This is a genomic window from Ruegeria sp. AM1 (assembly GCF_056540745.1).
Genome location: NZ_JBQFXH010000001.1, coordinates 534,222 through 554,119, shown reverse-complemented (window position 1 = coordinate 554,119; position 19,898 = coordinate 534,222). Strand labels below are relative to the sequence as shown.

The 19,898-nt window shown below is 62.5% G+C and carries 24 protein-coding genes; 6 read left to right on the top strand and 18 right to left on the bottom strand.

The window, feature by feature from the left end; genetic code table 11:
- Positions 1–4: 4 nt before the first annotated feature.
- From ACR0I7_RS02755 to ACR0I7_RS02685, 15 genes are all read right to left on the bottom strand, one after another.
- On the bottom strand, positions 5–3,982 hold the full coding sequence (locus ACR0I7_RS02755; protein ID WP_480508192.1) for a baseplate multidomain protein megatron: 3,978 nt from the start codon (positions 3,980–3,982) through the stop codon (positions 5–7).
- Positions 3,982–4,419, bottom strand: coding sequence for an NlpC/P60 family protein (locus tag ACR0I7_RS02750; protein WP_480508190.1), 438 nt, complete (start codon positions 4,417–4,419; stop codon positions 3,982–3,984). Before ACR0I7_RS02750 ends, ACR0I7_RS02755 begins: the two co-directional genes overlap by 1 nt.
- Positions 4,419–5,306 carry a DUF2163 domain-containing protein gene (locus ACR0I7_RS02745; protein ID WP_480508188.1) on the bottom strand — a complete coding sequence of 296 codons (888 nt, stop codon included), beginning with the start codon at positions 5,304–5,306 and terminating at the stop codon, positions 4,419–4,421. Before ACR0I7_RS02745 ends, ACR0I7_RS02750 begins: the two co-directional genes overlap by 1 nt.
- Positions 5,306–5,938, bottom strand: a complete 633-nt coding sequence (locus ACR0I7_RS02740) for a phage distal tail protein, Rcc01695 family (protein WP_480508186.1) — start codon at positions 5,936–5,938, stop codon at positions 5,306–5,308. Before ACR0I7_RS02740 ends, ACR0I7_RS02745 begins: the two co-directional genes overlap by 1 nt.
- A gap of 12 nt (positions 5,939–5,950) precedes the next feature.
- Positions 5,951–6,616 (bottom strand): phage tail tape measure protein, encoded by a 666-nt coding sequence (locus ACR0I7_RS02735; protein WP_480508184.1) that lies wholly within the window; start codon positions 6,614–6,616, stop codon positions 5,951–5,953.
- Positions 6,600–6,812, bottom strand: a complete 213-nt coding sequence (locus tag ACR0I7_RS02730) for a rcc01693 family protein (RefSeq protein WP_480508182.1) — start codon at positions 6,810–6,812, stop codon at positions 6,600–6,602. Before ACR0I7_RS02730 ends, ACR0I7_RS02735 begins: the two co-directional genes overlap by 17 nt.
- Positions 6,809–7,126, bottom strand: a complete 318-nt coding sequence (locus ACR0I7_RS02725; protein WP_480508180.1) for a gene transfer agent family protein — start codon at positions 7,124–7,126, stop codon at positions 6,809–6,811. Before ACR0I7_RS02725 ends, ACR0I7_RS02730 begins: the two co-directional genes overlap by 4 nt.
- Positions 7,127–7,130: 4 nt before the next feature.
- Complete coding sequence (locus ACR0I7_RS02720) at positions 7,131–7,544, bottom strand: phage major tail protein, TP901-1 family (RefSeq protein ID WP_480508178.1); 414 nt, start codon at positions 7,542–7,544, stop codon at positions 7,131–7,133.
- Positions 7,545–7,564: 20 nt separating this feature from the next.
- Entirely contained in the window at positions 7,565–7,978 is a 414-nt protein-coding gene (locus ACR0I7_RS02715) for a DUF3168 domain-containing protein (protein ID WP_480508176.1), read from the bottom strand.
- The gene (locus ACR0I7_RS02710; RefSeq protein ID WP_480508174.1) at positions 7,975–8,313 is read right to left on the bottom strand and encodes a phage head closure protein; all 339 of its coding nucleotides are present in this window, start codon (positions 8,311–8,313) and stop codon (positions 7,975–7,977) included. The genes ACR0I7_RS02715 and ACR0I7_RS02710 overlap by 4 nt, the downstream gene beginning before the upstream one ends.
- Positions 8,310–8,909 carry a head-tail connector protein gene (locus ACR0I7_RS02705; RefSeq protein ID WP_480508172.1) on the bottom strand — a complete coding sequence of 200 codons (600 nt, stop codon included), beginning with the start codon at positions 8,907–8,909 and terminating at the stop codon, positions 8,310–8,312. Before ACR0I7_RS02705 ends, ACR0I7_RS02710 begins: the two co-directional genes overlap by 4 nt.
- Positions 8,910–9,080: 171 nt before the next feature.
- Positions 9,081–10,259: a phage major capsid protein gene (locus ACR0I7_RS02700; protein ID WP_480508171.1), complete on the bottom strand. Its 1,179-nt coding sequence runs from the start codon at positions 10,257–10,259 to the stop codon at positions 9,081–9,083.
- 35 nt (positions 10,260–10,294) lie between these two features.
- A complete protein-coding gene (locus ACR0I7_RS02695) occupies positions 10,295–10,840 on the bottom strand; it encodes an HK97 family phage prohead protease (protein ID WP_480508169.1) in 546 nt (181 codons plus the stop codon).
- A 26-nt stretch (positions 10,841–10,866) separates the two neighbouring features.
- Positions 10,867–11,085: a GTA head formation protein, RCAP_rcc01685 family gene (locus ACR0I7_RS02690; RefSeq protein ID WP_480508167.1), complete on the bottom strand. Its 219-nt coding sequence runs from the start codon at positions 11,083–11,085 to the stop codon at positions 10,867–10,869.
- The gene (locus ACR0I7_RS02685) at positions 11,078–12,238 is read right to left on the bottom strand and encodes a phage portal protein (RefSeq protein ID WP_480508165.1); all 1,161 of its coding nucleotides are present in this window, start codon (positions 12,236–12,238) and stop codon (positions 11,078–11,080) included. Before ACR0I7_RS02685 ends, ACR0I7_RS02690 begins: the two co-directional genes overlap by 8 nt.
- Positions 12,239–12,433: 195 nt before the next feature.
- On the opposite strand from ACR0I7_RS02685, the gene ACR0I7_RS02680 reads away from it, so the two are divergent.
- The 4 genes from ACR0I7_RS02680 (at position 12,434) to ACR0I7_RS02665 (ending at position 15,518) form a co-directional block, all read left to right on the top strand.
- Positions 12,434–13,132, top strand: coding sequence for a hypothetical protein (locus tag ACR0I7_RS02680; RefSeq protein WP_480508163.1), 699 nt, complete (start codon positions 12,434–12,436; stop codon positions 13,130–13,132).
- A 316-nt stretch (positions 13,133–13,448) separates the two neighbouring features.
- Positions 13,449–14,783 (top strand): adenylate/guanylate cyclase domain-containing protein, encoded by a 1,335-nt coding sequence (locus ACR0I7_RS02675; protein WP_480508161.1) that lies wholly within the window; start codon positions 13,449–13,451, stop codon positions 14,781–14,783.
- 154 nt (positions 14,784–14,937) lie between these two features.
- On the top strand, positions 14,938–15,318 hold the full coding sequence (locus ACR0I7_RS02670) for a hypothetical protein (RefSeq protein WP_480508159.1): 381 nt from the start codon (positions 14,938–14,940) through the stop codon (positions 15,316–15,318).
- A complete protein-coding gene (locus tag ACR0I7_RS02665; protein ID WP_480508157.1) occupies positions 15,315–15,518 on the top strand; it encodes a helix-turn-helix transcriptional regulator in 204 nt (67 codons plus the stop codon). Before ACR0I7_RS02670 ends, ACR0I7_RS02665 begins: the two co-directional genes overlap by 4 nt.
- Positions 15,519–15,564: 46 nt before the next feature.
- On the opposite strand, the gene ACR0I7_RS02660 is transcribed toward ACR0I7_RS02665, so the two are convergent.
- The 3 genes from ACR0I7_RS02660 to ACR0I7_RS02650 form a co-directional block, all read right to left on the bottom strand.
- A complete protein-coding gene (locus tag ACR0I7_RS02660; protein WP_480508155.1) occupies positions 15,565–16,935 on the bottom strand; it encodes a DNA-packaging protein in 1,371 nt (456 codons plus the stop codon).
- Positions 16,844–17,188, bottom strand: a complete 345-nt coding sequence (locus tag ACR0I7_RS02655) for a hypothetical protein (protein WP_480508153.1) — start codon at positions 17,186–17,188, stop codon at positions 16,844–16,846. Before ACR0I7_RS02655 ends, ACR0I7_RS02660 begins: the two co-directional genes overlap by 92 nt.
- Positions 17,189–17,367: 179 nt before the next feature.
- Complete coding sequence (locus ACR0I7_RS02650; RefSeq protein ID WP_480508151.1) at positions 17,368–17,742, bottom strand: VOC family protein; 375 nt, start codon at positions 17,740–17,742, stop codon at positions 17,368–17,370.
- A gap of 40 nt (positions 17,743–17,782) precedes the next feature.
- On the opposite strand from ACR0I7_RS02650, the gene ACR0I7_RS02645 reads away from it, so the two are divergent.
- Both ACR0I7_RS02645 and ACR0I7_RS02640 read left to right on the top strand, forming a co-directional pair.
- Positions 17,783–18,316, top strand: a complete 534-nt coding sequence (locus ACR0I7_RS02645) for a winged helix-turn-helix transcriptional regulator (RefSeq protein ID WP_480508149.1) — start codon at positions 17,783–17,785, stop codon at positions 18,314–18,316.
- A gap of 293 nt (positions 18,317–18,609) precedes the next feature.
- Positions 18,610–19,869 carry a DEAD/DEAH box helicase gene (locus tag ACR0I7_RS02640; protein ID WP_480508147.1) on the top strand — a complete coding sequence of 420 codons (1,260 nt, stop codon included), beginning with the start codon at positions 18,610–18,612 and terminating at the stop codon, positions 19,867–19,869.
- Positions 19,870–19,898: the final 29 nt, after the last annotated feature.

Genomic DNA, 19,898 nt, shown 5'->3' with positions numbered 1-19,898 from the left:
AGCCCTACCCGACCACCAACCGGGCAGCAGCCCCGGCGCCATAGCTGCCCGAGACCTGCGCCACGCTGATCTCATACGCGCCGGCGACTCCGTCCTGTGCCTTCATCGCCGCCGGGTACTGCCAATTGGGGGCGCTGGTCATCGCCTCACGCACCAGCGTGCCATTGTCATGCACCCGGACCAGATAGGTCTCGCTTTCTTCGCCCAGCGGCACATCCAGCCCGCTCCAGTCATCGCCATCGATACGCGTGCGGCGCACCCAGCTTATGACATCATCACCGGCTGAGGCACTGGCCTTTAGATGCGCGGGCGCATAGGGGCGCAAACCGTTGCCCTGAAAACTCTCGACCAGATGCACATAAAACGGGTCATCATAGCCGCGCACCGCCGGACCGATCCGATAGTGCCGCGCAACGCGCCGCTCGGTCGGTAACAGACCGGTCTGATAGACCCGTTGGTCCATCAGCACGAACATCGACCCCTCGGGCCAGACATCCGGCATCAGCGCATCCGTGCCCAGCTGACCGCGGAGTCGCCCTGACAGGGCATAGACACCGGGGGCCTCAAGGTCAGCCGTTGCAAACTGGAACAATTCCCAGTTGCCGGTTGTGCCATCCCCAATCGCCGCAAGGTTGGCGCCATTCAGCAAGGCAAATCGAGTCCGCGATTCCAGAACCCCATCCAACAGGTTCACGCGCAACGGGCTGCCCTCGTCCCACAGGCCTGCCCCGGCCCGAAACAGCGGCGTTTCGGTAAAGCCGATCACCGCCTGCCCCGATATGATCTCGCGCAGGGCGTAACCTTCATCCTCATCGGCCCCATAGACGGCCACATTGCCCGGCCAGGGATCGGCGGACACTGCCAGATAGGGCGCATGGGGCACTTCGGCCCCGGTGATCAGCGGGAGGTCCATGAAGACCGGCAGCACGGGCACCGGCGCGTTGAAGGGCTTGGCCGTTACACTGTCATCCGGCAAGTCTGACGCCGCATAGACACCGGGCTCAATGCGGACGGCATCCGCCATTTGCATCTCGGCCTGTTCCACACGGTCAATTCGATACAGCGCATCACCCGACCCGCCCGCATTGAGCAGTCGAACCACATCCCCTGCGCCGATCTGCATCTTTGACGGCGGCAGGGCGAACCGCGCGGTTTCACGCGAGGTGCGCGCCTCGCTCAGCCAGCGCTCCGCCGTCTGCCGCCCCTCAGCCCGCGTCATCGACAGGGGCATCTCGTTCACGGCAACCGCGTGAGTTTCGTCGTCGGGCAAAATCGCCTCTTCCGCGACCACATCGTGATCGGCATCCGACTGCACAAACCGCAGGCGGACGCGCCCGGTCATCTCGGCCTCAGCCTCACGACGATATTCCACGCGCCCTTCGATCTCGGAACTGACTGCGATCTGATCCGGGTCGATCGCCTGCGGGCCGCGCCCGCCGCGGGTTCGGAATATCAACACACCATCACGTTCAATCGCATCGAACCCGTAGCGCAGCATCAGCGGCTGCAAAGCCGAGCGTGCATTCATCACGTCTTCGACAGCATAACCGCGCACAACTCCGTGCAGGTCTGACACATCGATAGCGGTGACCCCCGCCCCATGGCAAATCTCAGTCACCACCGAAGCCAGCGTGCGCGCGCCAGACCGGCCATTCAGCCAGTGGCCGCGAGGATAGTTGGCTCCGTCGCTCCAGTGCGAGCGCAGGTTGGGAAAGGTCGGATACGGCCGCGCATCCCACGCCCAGACATAGGCGTTGGCCAAATCCACCATCGGCGCGCCATAGACATGCGACACCGGGTTGGTCTGCGGATCGTCCCAATAGCCCAGAACGGCCTTAAGGTACTGAACCTGCATGAAATCATCGCGCATGCCGTTGGAATAGGCGGGCAGACTCGATTCCGACGATTTCGGGTCCAGAAACTTGTTGGGCTGGTTGGTGCCCTTGTCGATGGCAGCACATCCCAGCTCGGTAAACCAGATCGGTTTTGATCCGGGCAGCCATGCTGTGGGTGTGGCCTGCTGAACACCTCCAATCCGTTCATGATGCCGGTTCGACCACCAGTTGCGCAGGTCCTTATAGCGCCAGACCCAAGGCTCATCATGTGCGCCATCTTCGATCGGCGTTCTGATCTGGGCCTCTGCCTCTTCGGGTGAGGCATAGTACCAGTCATACCCTTCGCCGCCTTGGACATTGCCGCGCAGATAGTCCAGATCGTAGATCGAACTGGCCCCCGCCTGCGCATCCACGTGATCCTCTCCGTCCCGCCAGTCAGACAGCGGCATGTAGTTGTCAATGCCGATGAAATCGATGTTGTCATCTGCCCACAACGGGTCGAGATGAAAATAGCGGTCCCCACTGCCATCGGCGGGCTGATAGCCGAAATACTCAGTCCAGTCGGCGGCATAGCCAATCTGGGTGCCCGCCCCCAGTATTTGACGCACCTCGGCGGCCAAACTGCGCAACCGCGCCACCGCCGGGAAGCCATCCGCATCCCTGATCTGTGTCAGGCCGCGCATTTCCGAGCCGATGCAGAAGGAGGCCACGCCCCCCGCCGCCTTGCACAGGGCCGCATTGTGCAGGATGAACCGGCGCAAACCCCACTCCTGCGGACCGGTATAAGTCACCTGACCATTTGCAACGGTGAAGTCACTGGCCTGTGCCGTGCCAAAGAATGCCGCCACCTGCGCGGTTGCGTGAGCAGTCTGATCGACAGACCCTGCCCGCCCCGACGCGATGTCCAGCGTGATCCGACCCCGCCACGGCAGATGAGGCTGCTCGCCACTCTCAGACCAGGGATTGGGCAAACCGTTTCCCCTCAGCTGATCCATCAAAATGAAGGGGTAGAACATCACCCGCTTGTTTGACGCCGTCAGGTGACGGATCGCCTCGACGACCGCATCGTCAGCGGGCGTGCCCCCGTATACGGGGCGCTCATCCTCATGCTCGACCACCTGTGCAGATGTCCGCGTCAGACCGGCCACCCGCCAGGGCATATTCTCACCATCCACATCGCTGCGCACCACCTTGGGCCGGATCTGACACGTGCCACAGCGCAGGTCATCCCCGAACCACGACACGATCAGCGAGGCCGCCTCGCATCCCGGCAGCTCGTGCTGCAAAGCCCGGACTGAGGTCACCAGATCCGGCTTCCCGGACCTCGAATTGACATTGGCCGCCCAGCTGCGCCCCTGCCCCTTGGTATAGTTCACTTGACGGCTGGCCAGCGCGTATTCTCCAGTCCCCGGCATCAGCGCCACGCCTTTGATGACCTGCGACAAAGCGCTGTCATGATCAGGCAGCATCTTTTGCTCGGGGCGCACGACTTCAAACGAAAACTGCGGCACGCGGTTGCCATAGTTGCCCAGCTGCAAATCCTCGATCACCACATAAGCGGTACCGCGATAGGCGGGCACCTGCCCTGCGTCCTCGATGGTTTCGATCAACGGATCGGGCAGCTGTGCGTCATCCCCCTTGTAGATCCGCATGTTCAGCGAACTCAGCTCGACCTCTTCGCCATCAGCCCAGACACGGGGCACATCGGCGATCTCACCGGCGCCCAGCGCAATCGCCAGCGAGATGGAGTAGCTGTAGCTATGCGTCACCGTGGTTGTCGTTACCTCAGGCTGACTGGGTGAGCCCTTGCCACCGCCACCCGCCGTCAGGGTTTCGGTCGACGTGCTCTTGGTCTCAAGAAAATCCGAGGCCCAGATCACCTGACCACCCACACGCATACGCCCGTATATGGTCGCCACTGGCGCGCCCTCGCCGGTTTCCGATATGCGAAACCGGTCCAGACGCCCCGTCTCGACCACCTCGCTGCCGCCGCCCATGACGGACTGGCTCATCAGGCGCTGGTCGATGACCCGGCCCAGCGTCGCGCCCAGCGCGCGCCCGATCACTGCCGTCGACAGCCCCGCAATTGTGCCGCCGATCGAACCGCCTATTGCGGCCCCGGCGGCCGATAAAACGATCGTTGCCATTAGAAACCCTCCGACGGAAATGCAAAACAGGCGACCACCCGGCGGCGCCAGGGATCGCTCAGCGTGTTTTCAACAACGCCATGGCCCGAATAGGCGTGAATAAAACGCGGCACCGGTTCCATTGCGCTGACGATACCCACATGTTTGGCCACACTGGCCGCGCGCATCCGAAACAGCACCACATCTCCGGCGGCCATCGCCTCGGGGGGCTTTTCGGTCAGATGACGGCGCGCAGCGGCCCACATGCGTTCCTCACCCTGCGGTTCGGACCAGTCCATGCTGTAGACCGGCACCGCCTCGGGCTCGGCGCCAATCGCCGCCCGCCAGACACCACGCAGCAGACCCAGGCAATCCGCCCCCGCCCCACGGAGCGAGGCCTGATGCACATAAGGCGTGCCCAGCCAGAGCCGCGCTTCATCCACGATTTTCTGCTGCATCATCGTCTGCTGCCCCCGTTATTCGGCTTGCTGGATTTCGGCACGGCCATCACCCAATCCTCTCCGGGCAAGTCAGGGAAACCCTGAAAATTCAGCATGTTATTGAACTTCAGCTGGCAAGTCCCCATCGCCTTGTCACAGCCAGCGGTCAACCGCACCCGATCCCCTGCGGACAGTGCGGCGCGGATACCCGTCCACAACGTGACGTCGCGCCCGCCATCAAGCGGCCGGTCCTCTTTGATCGAGGCCCACAGCCCTTCGGCCTGCCCGGACAGCACATCCAGTCGCCCGCGCGCAAACCAGCCGCCCTCAGCCGCGCCCTCGCCGCGCAACAACAGGCGGACGCCATCCTGCGCTTCGGCGACCTCCATTTCAGCGGAAAAACCGGGGGCGCTCACATCAAACCGACAAGACCCATCACCCAGAACGGCCGAACAGGGTTTCTGATAGCTGCGCCCCATGGGCCGGTTCAGCAGATCGGTCAGGCCGCGCAGCTCTGCGTGAAACGCACCGCCGCCGCGCCGCAACTCACCAATCGAGCCGCGAAACTGCAGCACCCGCTGCTCGGGCGCAGTCCAGTTGACCAGCCACGCGCGCACCTCGGCCCCGTCGAAACGACCGGCCTCGATATCCTCTTCGCGCACAGCGGCGTCGGACAGAGCACCCATCGCCTCGGAATTGTCGATCGACAGACCGGTGGCCTGCTCGATCGCCGCAGCCGTCAGCCCGGTACTGGCCTTGAAGGTGATCCCCTCGAAAGTCAGCGGCATGTCGTGATCGGTGAACCCGAATGTCTGACCATCGGTGCGCGTGATCGCCCAGCACCGACAGGTGGTGGTCAGCCCGCTCTGCAGATGGGCCTGCAGCGCCTCTTTGTTCCCGCTCATCAGACGCGCACCTCGACCACCGGCACGTTCGGCACATCGCCTGCCTGAAAGCTTGCAACGCTGGTCTGTATCTTGTCGGTGTCAAAGCGCACCGGCACATCGAATTCGAACCCGGCGGTGATCTCCATATTCTCAACCGGCGGATCGGCGAAACTGACCCGGCCCGTGGTCAGATCAACCTCGAAATCCACCCCTTCGCGCAGCGCGTCCTGCTCAAGGCCCAACCGCACAGTGCCCAGAACCGGCTTCACAATTGGCCGGACATAGCTGAACCCGCCCGAGCTGTAGGTCTTCACCAGCTGGAACTCGGTCGTCACGCCATCGCCACGGGCAATGACCTGATCCTCTTTGTCCACATCCGCCGAGGACGCTCCCGATTTGAAATCCGACCAGTCCTTCCAACGGAACCCGAACATCTGCCCCTGCCGCGCCTCGAAGAACGAGATCATAGTCTCGATATCATCCAGCGACCGCATCCCCAGCCCTGCATCATAGCGCCGCCGCGAATGCGCCCAGGGTGTGTTGCGTTCTTCGAACCCGTTGGCCAGCGTCACAATATCCGTGCGCCGTTCGGGCCCTCCGACCGACCCGAAACTCAGGCTGGCGGGAAATCTCACCTCGTGGAAATTCATGACCTGCTCCCGTTATCTGTTGCGATTGCCGCGACCCAGGGCGCGGCTCATCTGCGCGGCGATCTGGCCCTGAGACCGGCGGAACCCCTGCACATCGGGGGTGGTGATATTCATCACCACATTCACTGCACCGCCGCCGCCCTGCGTGCGCACACCCAGCTTGCCATCCGCCCCCCGCGCCAGCGGCATGATCGCCTCGGGGCCGGCTTCGCCCATCAACCCGGTGCCCCCCCGCATCGGAAAGGTGGTCGGCCCGCTGATCACGCCGCCATTTGCAAAGGGCATGACCCGGCCCTGGCTGAAACTGCCACCATCGGCAAAGGGCAGAATGCCCTGCACCAAGCCGCCGATCCCGTTGGCCAACATGCCGCCAAAGTGATCCGTCACTGGTTTGATCGCAGCCGAATAGGCCGTGCGGATCATCGAGTTTTTGAGCACATCCAACGCGTCCGACAGGTTCATCCCGTCCAGCACCACGCCGTCAAACGCCTTGCGCAGACCGCCGGACATGCCGCGCTCAAGCGTGGCCACATCCTTACCGGTCTCTTCAAAGGCGGCGCTGATCCGTTTCATCTGTCCGTCAAAGGCCGCTGCCATGCTGGCCGCATCGCCCAGCGCGTCTCCCAGCGCCTCGCCCCGCGTCTGCAGGTCTTCGATCCCGTCACGATCCGTCTTCATCACGCTCTCCTTCTGTCTTGTCCGGATAGGCCGCCAGCAGCGCGTCCAGCCCGGCCCGGTTCATCGCCGGCCCGCTGGCGCCCTGCCCCAGCATCAGCCGCAGCTCAGCCGGGGTCAGACGCCAGAACTGCTCGGGCGTCAGACGCAACCCCAGCAGCCCGGCGCGCATCAGTGCGGGCCAGTCAAACCCGCTCACGTCTCAGGCACCATGAAGGCCCGTGCCAACAGCTCGGCCGCCGCGCGCGCCCCTGCCATCGGCCCGCCCGCGATCTCGGCATGCAGCAGATCGGCGCGGCTGACATCCGCGCCGCCGCCCCGCAGCCCCGCCACAAGCAGCGCCAGCACATCGCCGCTGGAATAGGCCCCGCCTTCAAAGCGCTGCACCAGTTCGACCAGCGACCCCGCGCCCAGCTCCTGTTCCAATTCCGCCAAAGCGCCCAGCGTCAGCTTGAGCACCCGCTGCTCTCCTTCGATGGTCAAAGCCACCTCGCCCGTCCACGGATTGGCCATCGGTTTACAGCGCCGTAAAGCTCAGCGCCCCGGCGCTGGCCATGCTCATCTCATAGGTCGCCTCGCCATTATGCGAGCCCGCATATTCAATGCCGGTCACCTGAAACGCGCCCTCGACGATGCCGAAACCGGGGATCACCACCTGAAAACCCGGCGTCTCGCCGTCGAAAAACAACTGCCGCGCGCGCTCATCCGTGCCGGCATCCTTGAACACGCCCGAGCCCGAGATCGCGGCGGATTTCACCCCCGCCCCCGACAACAGCTCGCGCCATCCGCCCTGGCTCTCCAGGGTTGTCACATCGACACTTTCGGCGTTGAAACTGATCCGCGTGGCGCGCAGCCCTACGATTGTCTCAAACAGGCCGGTGCCATCCATATCCACTTTGACCAGCAGGTCCTTACCGTTCTGGGCAGCCATATGCTCTCTCCGTTGATTGCTTAGTCGTCTTCCACGCGGGCGCGGAATCTCAGATCGATCTGGCGGATTGCACCGCCGGTTCCCGTGCGCCGGGCTGAGGCGCGTTCGAACCACAGCCCCACAAGGCGGCCCCGGTTCAAAACCAGCGCGGCATCCTCCAGCGCGTCACAGACTGCGCCCGCCAGTGTCTTGGCCGCCCCAAACCCCGCCGCCTCGGACACCACCGAAACCGTGAACCGATGCACAGCCCCCGCGCCCGACCGGTCCGAGGCATCGCGCACCTCTTCCGGGCCCAGCGTCACATAGGTCTGCGGCACCGTCCCCGACGGCACTGCGTCATAGATCGCGCCCCCGGACTGAGCGCTGACCTGCGCGTCGCCCGACAGCTGCTGAAACACCGCCGCCTGCAAAGCGGCTGAAACGCCATAGCTCATGCCGCCACCTCCTCATCTGCAAAACAGGTCAGGTACTGGCCACGCGCATCGCGTTCGGCCACCGCGCGGATCACAAACCGGCGTGCCCCTTCGCGAAACCGCTGATCGGGCGCAGGGCGCATGCTTGATCCTTCGGGCGCGCCGCGCACCACGATGCGATAGCTGACGCGCGAAACCGGCACCCCGGCAATTGCGCGCTCGGACCCGCTGCGGGCGGTCACTTCGGCCCAATGGGTGCCCTGCGCTACCCAGGTCTCGGCATAACCGCCGGACCCGTCGGCGACCCGCACCGGGGCCTCGAGCACCAGTTTGCGGTTCAGGCGGGGCGCGTTCATTGCGCCACCCCGGCACCAAAGCGCACCATGCGATAGCGCTGAATCAGGCTGGTCACGCCAAAGGGCATGCACCCGTCGCCCAACGCCGTTTCATCCCGGTACTCATAGTAATGCGCCGCCAACAGCAGCACCGCCTGACCCAGATCGGCCGGCAGCCCGCCCCAATCCGCAGCCATACCCGCAGTAAAGGCAATCCGGACCGCTCCGCCCGTTGCAACGGTCGGCAGGGCCGATCCTATGGGACGCAGCCGGGGCCGCTGGCTGTCTCTCTCCAGCCGGTAAGAGCCGGGCGCAACAACCGTCTCGGACCCTGCCGCATCGCTTGTTGTCACCGCATCGATGGCCGTCACCGGGGCCACTGGCAGAACCTCACCGGCTGTGTCACGCCAGCCGTTCAGGCTCCACGAAAACGTGCGTGCAATCAGCACCTTACCGGTGCGCGCCTCAATCGCGGCAATCGCGGCGCGCAGAAAACCGTTCAGCACCTCGTCCTGCACATTGTCTTCGGCAAAGCCCGTGCCCAGCCTCAGATGCGCCTTGAACTGATCCACCGGCAGCACCGCATCCGCGATGGCGGTTTCTTCGATCAACATCATCCATTCACTCCGCAATCTCGGACCCCTCCGGGGCCTCTCTCATGAAAATGACGGGCACGCGCCGCCCCACGTTGCTCGGACGGAGGGGAGCAGCTAGACAACGCGGGGGATCTCACCCCGGCCCGTACCCGCCGCCCGAGGGGCCTTGCAGCCCCCCGGATCCGTCACCGCTTAGGCGGTGCCGAATTTCACCAGCTTGATCGCAGCAAAATCGCTGACATCACCGCCCACGCGCTTGGTCGCGTAGAACAGGACATGCGGCTTGGCGCTGAACGGATCGCGCAGCACGCGCAGATCGGGACGCTCGGCAATGGTGTAACCGGCCTGGAAATCACCAAAGGCAATCGAGAAGCTGTCGGTGCCCGCATCCGGCATATCTTCGGCGATCAGCACCGGATATCCCATCAGACGCGCAGGCTCACCCGCTGCCAGACCATCCGACCACAGGAAGCGGCCATCGCTGTCCTTCAGCTTGCGGATCACACCGGCGGTCTTCGAGTTCATCACGAAGGTGCCGTTGACGCGGTACTGCGCGCCCAGCGCATAGACAACATCGACAATCGCGTCCGCATCGACACCACCATCAATGCCAGTGGGCACATAGCCGATATTGCCCCAGGCCCAGACATCATTGTCGACCTTGGTGTGGTTCAGGATGCCATTGGGCTTGTCCGCACCGTCGCCCGAGATGAACGCCGCTGCCTCGGCGCGCGCAAACTTGTCGGCGATACGACCGGCCAGCCAGCCTTCGACGTCAAACGCGCTGTCGTCCAGCAAACGCTGCGAGGCCTTCGGCAGTGCGCTCAGCTCGTGCAGAGCGATCGAGATACGGTCAATCGACGGGGTCGCCGTCTCGGTTGCGGCGGCGTTTTCGTCGGCCCAGCCCGCGCCCACATCGGTGTGGTCGATCAGCACGTCGAACGAGTTCGCCTCGACATTCACAACAGACGCGATCGAGCGGATCGAAGCGGTGGATTTCAGCACCGATTTGATGATTTCCGCCGTCTGCGGATCAACCAGATACCCGCCATCGCTGTTCACGGCTGAGGACAGAGATTTCGACTCCATCTCAAGCCCGCGCAGCCCGTCATCCTCGCCGGACCGCACATAGGCGTCGAACGCCTTCTGGTGCGGGGCTCCATCTTCGATGGCTGCCGCAAGATGCGGGCGCGCCGCGATGGTTGATTTACGATCCAGCATGGTCAGTCGCTCTTCTGTCTGTTGCAGTTTGGTTTTAACTTCAGCCTTCAGGCCCTTGAATTCATTCACGAAGCCAGCCATCGCCTGCTTCACCTCCTGAACCAGGGGCGCACCCTCTCCGGTCAAGGCCGGGCTCTCGGTCTTGCTCATCAGCATGTCCTGTTTTTGGGTGGGTTTGAGGCGCGCTAGGTCCGCGCCAGCTCCTGCCGGGCGTCGATGAACACCTCGGCAATACTGCGCAGGGTGTTCTCGGCCTCAGGGTCGCTCCCTTTTGCCGCCACCCGCGCACTGGGCAGCATCGGGAAGGTCACTAAAGACACCTCCCACAGCTCCAGTTCAGTCAGGACCCGCTGGCCCTTGTCATTCTTCACAGCCCGTTTGGTGCGATAGCCAATGGACAGGCCATCCATCGCGCCCGCCCGGATCAACTCGGCCGCCTCACGGCCCTTTTGCGTGCTTTCCAGCAGACGCCCCTTGACCCACAGGCCGGTGTCGTCCTCGCGCACCTCGTCCCAGACACCAATAGGCTGCGCCGGATCGTGCTGCCACAGCATCTTGACACGCTGCCCTGAGGCCCTGAGCCCTTCGAGCGAGCCGTGATACGCCCCGCGTTGCACCACATCGCTGCCCTGATCAACCTGACCGAACAGGCTGGCATAGCCTTCGATCACCGCGTCGTCTGAGACTTGTAGCCCGTCTCCGAACCGTGCGAATTTATGTTCCAAATCCATGAACTTCTCCACGTAACCAACTGAAACTAAGGCGATACCGAAAGGAATGACTGAAATGCCTGCGCCAGAATGACCGCCGCCACGCCATAGACCGTCAGCCACAGCCGTTTCTCCAGCCGCTCCATCATCTCTTCGATCTGATCCAGCCGCCGACATAAGTGAGCGTGCTGGATCTCGGCCACCCGCTCATGCGCGGCCAGACGCAGGCCGGGCGCGCAGTCGAACGGAGGATACCCGTCACCCATCGCCACGCTCCGGCAGCCCCAGCAGCGCGCGTTTCTCGGCATCGGTCAGGAATTCGGCCCCGCTGACCCGCGCCCATTGCGCATCACGTTCCGCCGACAGCGCGGGAACCTGATCCAGATCGGGTTTCAGCATCAGCTCCTCACCCGAGAAGCCCGCTAACCACTCGGACACCGCCGCCGCCACCCGCGTCACCAGGGGCAGAACAGTCAGGCGATAAAACGCCCGGTTGGCCTCCTGATAGTTCGAATAGGTCGCGTCACCTTGGATCCCCAGCAGCATCGGCGGGACACCAAAGGCCAGCGCGATCTCGCGGGCGGCGGCTTCCTTGGTCTTCTGAAACTCCATGTCCGAGGGGGAAAAGCCCATCGGCTTCCAATCCAGCCCCCCTTCCAGAACCATCGGCCGACCGGCATTGCGTGCCCCGCGATAGTTCTGCTCGATCTCATCCGACAGACGCCGGAACTGATCCTCTGCCATCACCCCATGGCCATCGCCTTTCCACACCAGCGCCCCCGAAGGCCGCGCTGCATTGTCTAGCAGCGATTTCGACCAGCGAGACGCGCTGTTATGCACATCAATCGCCATCGCCGCGGCCTGCATCGGCGAGAACCCGTAGTGATCATCCTGGGGGTGAAACGATTTGATGTGACAGATGTTTTCCGCCGCAAACCGGTGCTTCTTGCCACCCACCGCATAGTCATACGCCTTGGGCCACCCATCCGCCCCCGGCACCACGCTCATCCGGTCCGAGCGCAGCACATGCAGCTCAACCGGCAGGCCCTCGTCAGCCTGCACCGCCTCAACATATGCATTGCCCGACAGCAGCAACTGCCCGAACAAGGCCTCCATCAACTCTGCCCGCCCCTGCGCCGCGTTCGGACGACGCATCAGCGACAGGATCGGATGAGTATCAAACCGCTGCGCCTGATCCTGCAGAACCAAGGGCAGAGCCGCCGCCGCCTCGGCAATCAACTTGACCGAGCGGAACCCCACCGGGTTCCCCGAAAACCCTGTCCGCGTCAGCGACACCGCATCCCGAGGGCTCCACGCCACGCGCCCGCCCGTCTGCCACGCCACCACAGGCCCCGCCGCGCTCGCCTTCGCCTCGGGCGCCTCGCCAACCGATCCACGACGCAAGAAATCGAATACCATCTGTGCTCCTTTCTGCCGCCGCTCTGCCCGGCTTGTTGAAAGGAGTTATGAGGGAAAGAAGTTTAAGCCCCGGGAATGATGCGTACGGGGGTTGGGCAACAGAAGGCACAGACATGTGCCTCCTGTGATCAACCATGTGTTGATTTAGCCCTACGAAAAGGGCACGTTTGCGGCGGTAATTCTTGGAGCGATTGAATGACCCGATCATTATTAACACTTGTTTTCTCGACGCTTTTGTTTCCGAGTGTATCCTTTTCTGGTTCGCCAATAGATGAATCGGTAACCTGCCCGGTTGGCGGTGAAGAGTTCACCGTAACTGGAACAGCGTCTTGCACCACGATGGGGCGAACTATGTCTTTCGCCCCTGTTACGTCGTGTGATTTTGTGACCAGACTTCCTGTGTGCCCTGAAAATGGGTTGCCCATGTACCAAGAGTTTTCCGACGAGCAACTGTCCGAACTGGAGGTATTTTTGCAATCCGAAGAGTTTGAGGCGCTGAAGCAATTGCCACCTTGGCAAAGAGCTTATGGCGTTGCGCTGCACCTTGGTGAAGCAGGAACAGAGACATCATTTGGCCTTCTACTAAGTTCTTTGTGGTTCGATAACGAGAACTTTCTTGCCAATGAAGAGCTTACTAGTTCCTTTGTTGAAGAAGCTAACGCGGAGTTTCAGCGTGCCGCAGTTGAAGACAAACCGTTTTTGCAAGCGATTGTCGCATATACACTTTCTGTAGCAGGTCGACACGATGAGGCTGAGGAACTGTTAGCTGAGGCTGCCAAATCAAATGATGCGCCAGACTATTTGCTTCAGTATATTTCGGCGATTGAAGCTTGCCAATCGAATATGGAACAAGAAGGTTGCCGGCCATATGATCGGTTTGAGCCTGCGTCTTAATCCGCCGTGAGCGAAGTCCCAGGCGATGCATTTCAGGGGTTACGAGGGTTTGACGCAAAATCCAAATACGAGAAATCTGGTGACGATGTGCTGTTAAACTTCGAACTATGGCTGGCCAATCGTTAGGCGCATGACCGCTCTTTGACTTCTAGCGGTTTCACCAAAACTAGCTGCAGCCATCTGACATTAGTAACCCATCGACGCCGCCAGCAAGGTCTCATCAAGCCACTTAACATCCCCATTGTTGACCAAAACACCCTCATAACCTCATGATGAGTGCTTATACGACAAACCCAATCTGACACACGGGGATAGCATGACCGCCAGTGTCGAGACCCTTTTTACCGAAGCCGACGGCCTCTCGATCGCCTATCAGGTCTGGGGTGACGGACCGCGTAATCTGGTGCTCGTCCCTGGCATGATCTCGCATCTCGAAGCACCGCTGGAAGACCCCGGCTATCTGCACTGGATGACCGGCCTCAGCGCGATCGGTCGGCTTGCAACTTTCGACAAGCGCGGCAATGGCATGTCCGACCGCATTCAGGGCGCCCCGACGATGGAAGAACGCATGGGCGATATCGAAGCGGTGATGGACGCTGCCGAAATGGCCTCTGCCACGCTTATCGGGTTTTCCGAGGGCGCCTCGCTGTCCTGTGTCTATGCGGCATTGCGCCCGGAGCGGTTTGAGCGTCTGGTGCTCTGCGGTGGTTATGCTCAGGGTCGTCTGGCCCGGGGCCTTCTGGGCGCCGAGAGCCTGCAACATGACCTGACCCAGCTGCGCGAGAACCGGGGCAAGCCCAACCAGCCCCACCCGTTTTCGGATTTCGGACCCGATCAGCACACCATCGAAGGTCAGGAGGCCTGGGCCCATTTCCAGCGGATGAGCGCCACTCCGATCACCGTGGCCAACCTCTATGAGCTTGCCGCCTATATCGATATCCGCGCGTTGCTGCCTTCGATCCCGCACCGCGCCCTGATCACTCATCGCGAGGCCGAGGAACCCAACGGCAAAACCAGCGCGCAGGACTTTCTGCGCCTGATGCCGGTGACAGAGTATAACCCCGTGCCCGGCCACGAGCATGTGCCGTGGGAGGGGGACGTCGAAAGCTATGTCGCCGCCATTACCGAATTCATCACCGGCGCGGCCCCGACCACGCTACAGCCCACCCGGACGCTCGCCACCGTGCTGTTCTCGGATCTGGTCGAATCTACGGCACAACAGGCCCGGATCGGCGATGACCGCTGGCGTGACCTGATGAACCGGCACGACAGCATTTGCACCGCCCAGATCGCCCGCCACGGTGGCCATCTGGTCAAATTCACCGGCGACGGGGTTCTGGCCACCTTCGCCTCGCCGACCAGCGCCCTGGCCTGTGCCGAGGCCCTGCGCGCCGCCCTTTCGGCAATCGACCTTGATACCCGTTTTGGCACCCATACCGGTGAGATCGAAATCCGCGGCGAGGATATCAGCGGCCTTGGCGTGGTCGTCGCAGCCCGCGTCATGGCGCTGGCCGAAGGTGGTCAGGTCCTCGCCTCGGACCTCACCCGCCAGCTCATGCTGGGCGCCCCGTTCCGATTTGAGGACTGTGGTCAGCACAGGCTCAAAGGCGTTCCCGACACATGGCGATTGCACGCGGTCAGCCCAGCCTGACGGACCGAGCAGCCAAGCTGCCCCGCGTAGTCGATCCGCGTCCATGCGCCCGTGAATCGCACGGCGCACTCCTTGGGCGGGTGTCCCGGAATGTAACCTTGACGTTACACTTTCGAACCACCATGTAACCCAGAGGTTACAAATGGAGACGATAATGAACCTGCTCACACTGGCACGCCTTATCAGCAACATATCACTGGTGATCGCAGCCGGTGCGCTTTTTGTCCTGTCGTTGATAGGTCAGTCTCTGCAGCCGTATCACCTGCTGATGATTGCCGCTCTGGCGCTCATTTCTGGGGGTGTACAGTTTCTCGTGTCAGTCGCTAAGCCCAACACAATCCGACCCGCCTGGGACGAGCAAACCGTTGCCTCGCACCGTGGCTCTTATCAATTCGGCTACTGGGCCGCCGTGATATGTTTCTGGGTGTTCTTCGCAACCGGCGCATCCGGCAGTTTCTTATGGCTCGGCGTCGTACTGATTTGCGCCCCGTCTGCCTGGATGCTCATTGCGGCTTTGACGGGCCGGGCGGGATGAACCAGCTCAAATCCAGCCTGAAAGAATACCGCCTGAAAGCGGGGTTAACCCAGGCTGAGCTCGCCCGGCGTATCGAGGTCAGCCGGAAGACCATAAACACCATTGAAAACGGGGTCTTCGCCCCCTCAACGGTCTTGGCTTTGAGACTTGCGCAAGAACTCAAAGTCCGGGTGGAAGACCTGTTTCAGCTTGACGACTGAGCGCTGCGATCTCGCGCGACCGTCAGACGCCTTGGGGTGGTTGGCGTTACACCACCCGCACCCTAGGCCGCCGATACGCCCCCGCAGGCCCCACAACCAACTCATGCAGTGCCCAGACCAGCGCGTCGACCCGGTCGGGTGAACCCTGCCCCTCAAACCCCCGCGCGGTCATCTGGCACATCTGTTCCTCCAGCGCGTCCAGCCCCGCCGCATGGCTCACCCGGCCCTGCTCATACAACGCCGCCACAGGCTCGGCCCGCGCCACCTTGCCGCGTGAGGCCCGCACTGCCTTAAACGGCACCAGAGGGTCCACCTGCCGCACCACCTCTTCCACCAGTTGCCCGCCCTGATTGACCTCGGCCACCAGCCGTTCGGCCCCGAACTCGTCCATCGCGTCTATCGCCGCCTTCGCCCAACCGGCCGGGCCAACGCCCTGCACCGTTCGATCAGCTAGCACATAAGCCCGCCATTCCTCAGGTGACCTCTGCAGCTGCGCGCCAACCACCACAATCCCGCATGCATCCGCATCTGAACCGGAAGTCACCGCCGGGTCCAGCGCCACCACGATCCGGTCCAGCTCGGGCACTCGGCTCACCCGTGCCGCCTCCAGCATCGACCCGGTCCACAGCGCCCCTTCGGCATCCGACAGCAGCACCCCGTCCAATTCCTGCCGCCCCAGCCGCGTACCCGCATACCGCGCGCGTACCTCGTCCAGAAACGAGGCCGCCAGATTGGCCCGGTTCGCTTCGGTCGGCGCATGGGTCTGCACCGTGGACGGAGACGCCAGCAAATCCTTGAGAACCTTCACATTGCGCGGCGTAGTCGTCGCACAGACCCGAGGCCGCTCCCCCAGCCGCAACGCAAACTGCAGCATATCCCAGGCCTCTCCCGCCTTTTTCCACTTGGCCAGTTCATCCACCCAGGCGGCATCGAATTGCGGACCACGCAACCCCTCGGGATCATGCGCTGAAAACGCCTGTGCCTCGGCCCCGTTCGGCCAGACCAGTTTCCGTTCGGATGCCTTCCATGTGGGCCGCCGGTCTGGGGGCGAGCAGTGCAATATCCCGCTATCGCCAAAAATCATCACATCGCGCACCTGATCAAAGGCCTCACCAATCAGCGCGACACGGCTTGCCTCGCCCTTGTCCAGCGGCTTTGACCCTTCGACCATCGACCGAACCCACTCGGCCCCGGCCCGCGTCTTCCCCGCGCCGCGCCCGCCCATGATTACCCATGACCGCCAATCGCCCTCGGGCGGCAATTGGTGCGGCAGCGCCCAGAACTCGAACAAGAAAGGGAGGGCACACAGCCCTCCCTCCCCGATCTCACTCAGAAATCTGTCCTGCACCGCAGCAGGCGCGGAGGCGAGCCAGCCTGCACCCGATCTCAGATCGTGCCCGACCAAGGTCGAGCGCATAGCCCCCTTGGGCAATTCCGGCTTGTCTGTGATGTTGTTCGACAAAGCTTGTCTCCACTTTCTGGCAACTTCGGATCAGCCCCTCTAGCTGACCCAGTTGCTTGCCTGTTCCGGCAAGGTCTGCATCCTCCCCGGCACCGATCTGTTTTCGCAGTTCTTCCGCTGCCTGGCGCAGATCGCGAATGGATCGCTCAAGCGACTGCAGTAAATCAGCCGTCTGGGAAATCCGCTCTTCCGGGGTAATCAAAGTCATGTTTGCTTGTGACCTCATGCGTGAGTTTTTCCGCACGAGAGAAACGAAAAACGGCCGCCGGGTCGCCCCGGGGCCGCTGCCCACTTCTTCTAGCATGACACAAGTGATACGCGATTAAGTGCGCAAAGTCAATGCGTTACGCAACACCCACGCAACAGGCACCGTACGCTGTGTTAGGATCAACCGCCCGATAAATCCTGCGCCAGCATCATCGCGTTCTGATCGGGATCATAGAATGTGGCCGTGCTGACCATCCCCTCGACAGTCTCGGTCGCACCATCAAACTTTACCCCGGCGGCCTCCAGCGCACCCCGTGCCTCGGCAATGTCGGCAACCTCATAGACCGGCACGCAGTTTCCCGGCACCGGCTCTGCCTGCTCACCCAATCCTAGGGTCACACCCTCCACATTGGTGCTCATTTCGCTCCAGCCCGCCTCATCAATGTGATGGCTCAGCTCGAACCCCAGCTTGTCGCTGTACCAATCCGCGCTGGCATGACGATCCCGAACCGAGATCGCAAACGTGATCGTATTTTTCAATGTAACGAGCGGCATAGAGCTTTCCTTTTGCATTAAAATAAAGTAACTATACTTTATGGACATTAACTTGCTTGTCAAGATTACTTCTCGAGCCTGGTCGCTTAACATTCTGGCCCTGCTGCATGATGGCGTCCCTGGACGGCAAGCACCCCTGCTCTCGGCCACCTGCGCCGGTCGAACGGCCTTTGCGGCCAGCCTTGACCACCTCATCACACTCGGACTGCTTGAGAGGAACCCGGGACACGGCCACCCCCTGCGCCCCGAGTTCCGGCTGACCCCGCCCGGAACCAGAGCCGCGCAAATGGCCAGCGCCATCGTCAACGCCGTGCCGGACGAAACGGAATTCAGGGCTCTGCGAAAGAGCTGGACGGTGCCCATTCTCGCGCTCACGGGAACGCCTCATCGCTTTTCCGCGCTCAGATCGCAGCTTGCGCCGATCACCGACAGGGCGTTGTCTTCGTCGTTGCAGCAGCTGGAAACGCGAAACTGGATTCAGCGCGACATCGAAACCACCGCACGGTTGCCTTTCCCGACATATCAGGCGGTCAGCACCGGATTTGCGGTCAACCGCGCTGTTGGCTTGATGTAACAATGGCCGCCTTCCAACCACAATCGGTGGGGAATATGCAGGACCAAGCTTGACATTTCGCCGCCCAGCCTGCATCTGCCCCTCAAACACAGCGCTGACGCGTGAGCATCTGCGGGCCATCCCCGCTCCACAGCGCCCGATTCACCCAATAGTTCCCCTTCACGCAGGGTTCTTGACGCGACGACCGGATGCCACTGCGTGTCCAGAGGTCTCGCACAACCCCTGCCGGTCGCGGATGCGGCCAGCCATGACCTGCCCGTGGGCCAATGCTCCGGGCTGAAAAGGATAGTTATTTGTTCGACTTCGACATGCTGGGCCTTGCGCCCGCTCTGAACGATGCGCTGAAACGCGCCAATTTCACCCAACCCACCCCGATCCAGAACCAGGCGATCCCGCTGGCGCTGAACGGGCACGACATTCTTGGCCTTGCACAGACCGGCACCGGCAAAACGCTGGCCTTTGGCCTGCCGCTGATCGACCACCTGCTGGCCCAGCCCGGCAAACCCGCGCCCAAAACCGCCAAGGCGCTGATCCTTGCGCCCACGCGCGAACTGGTGAACCAGATCGCCGACAGCCTGCGCAACCTGACCAAGAAAACCAAACTGCGCGTCGCCACCGTGGTCGGCGGGCAATCGATCAACAAGCAGGTCATGTTCCTGTCGCGCGGCACCGACATTCTGGTTGCCACCCCCGGTCGCCTGATCGACCTGATGGAGCGTGGCGCGGTCGATCTCAGCTCGGTCCGTCATCTGGTGCTGGACGAGGCCGACCAGATGCTCGATATGGGTTTCATCCATGCCCTGCGCCGCATTGCGCCTGAACTGGGCACGCCGCGCCAGACCATGCTGTTCTCGGCCACCATGCCGAAACAGATGGAGGAACTCAGCCGTGCCTACCTGACCAACCCTCAACGGGTTCAGGTTTCGCCTCCGGGCAAAGCGGCGGACAAGATCACCCAGTCGATCCACTTCGTTGAAAAACCTGCAAAGCCCACTAAGCTGCGCGAGATTCTCTCGGCGGATACAGACGCCCTCACGCTGGTCTTTTCCCGCACCAAACACGGGGCCGAAAAGCTGATGAAAGGGCTGGTCGCGGATGGGTTCAACGCCGCCTCGATCCACGGCAACAAAAGCCAGGGCCAGCGCGACCGCGCGATCAAGGCCTTCCGTGCCGGTGAGATCAACGTCCTCGTTGCCACCGACGTCGCCGCGCGCGGCATCGACATTCCGGGCGTGGCCTATGTGATCAACTATGACCTGCCCGAAGTGCCCGACAACTATGTCCACCGCATCGGCCGCACCGCTCGTGCGGGGCGCGAGGGTGAGGCCATCGCCTTCTGCTCAGCGGAAGAGGTCGACCTGCTGCGCCAGATTCAGAAACTGATGAAGATCGAAATCCCGGTTGCCAGCGGCGAAATGCCCGAGGCCATCGCCCCGAAGAAACCCGCACGACGCCAGAATAACCGCCGCCGCGGACCAAGACCCCAGGCCAAAGCCGACGCACCCAAACCCGGCAACAAACGCCGCCGTCCGCGTCGTCGTCCTGCCGCTTGAATCGACGTTACCCCGCACGCCCGGAAAGG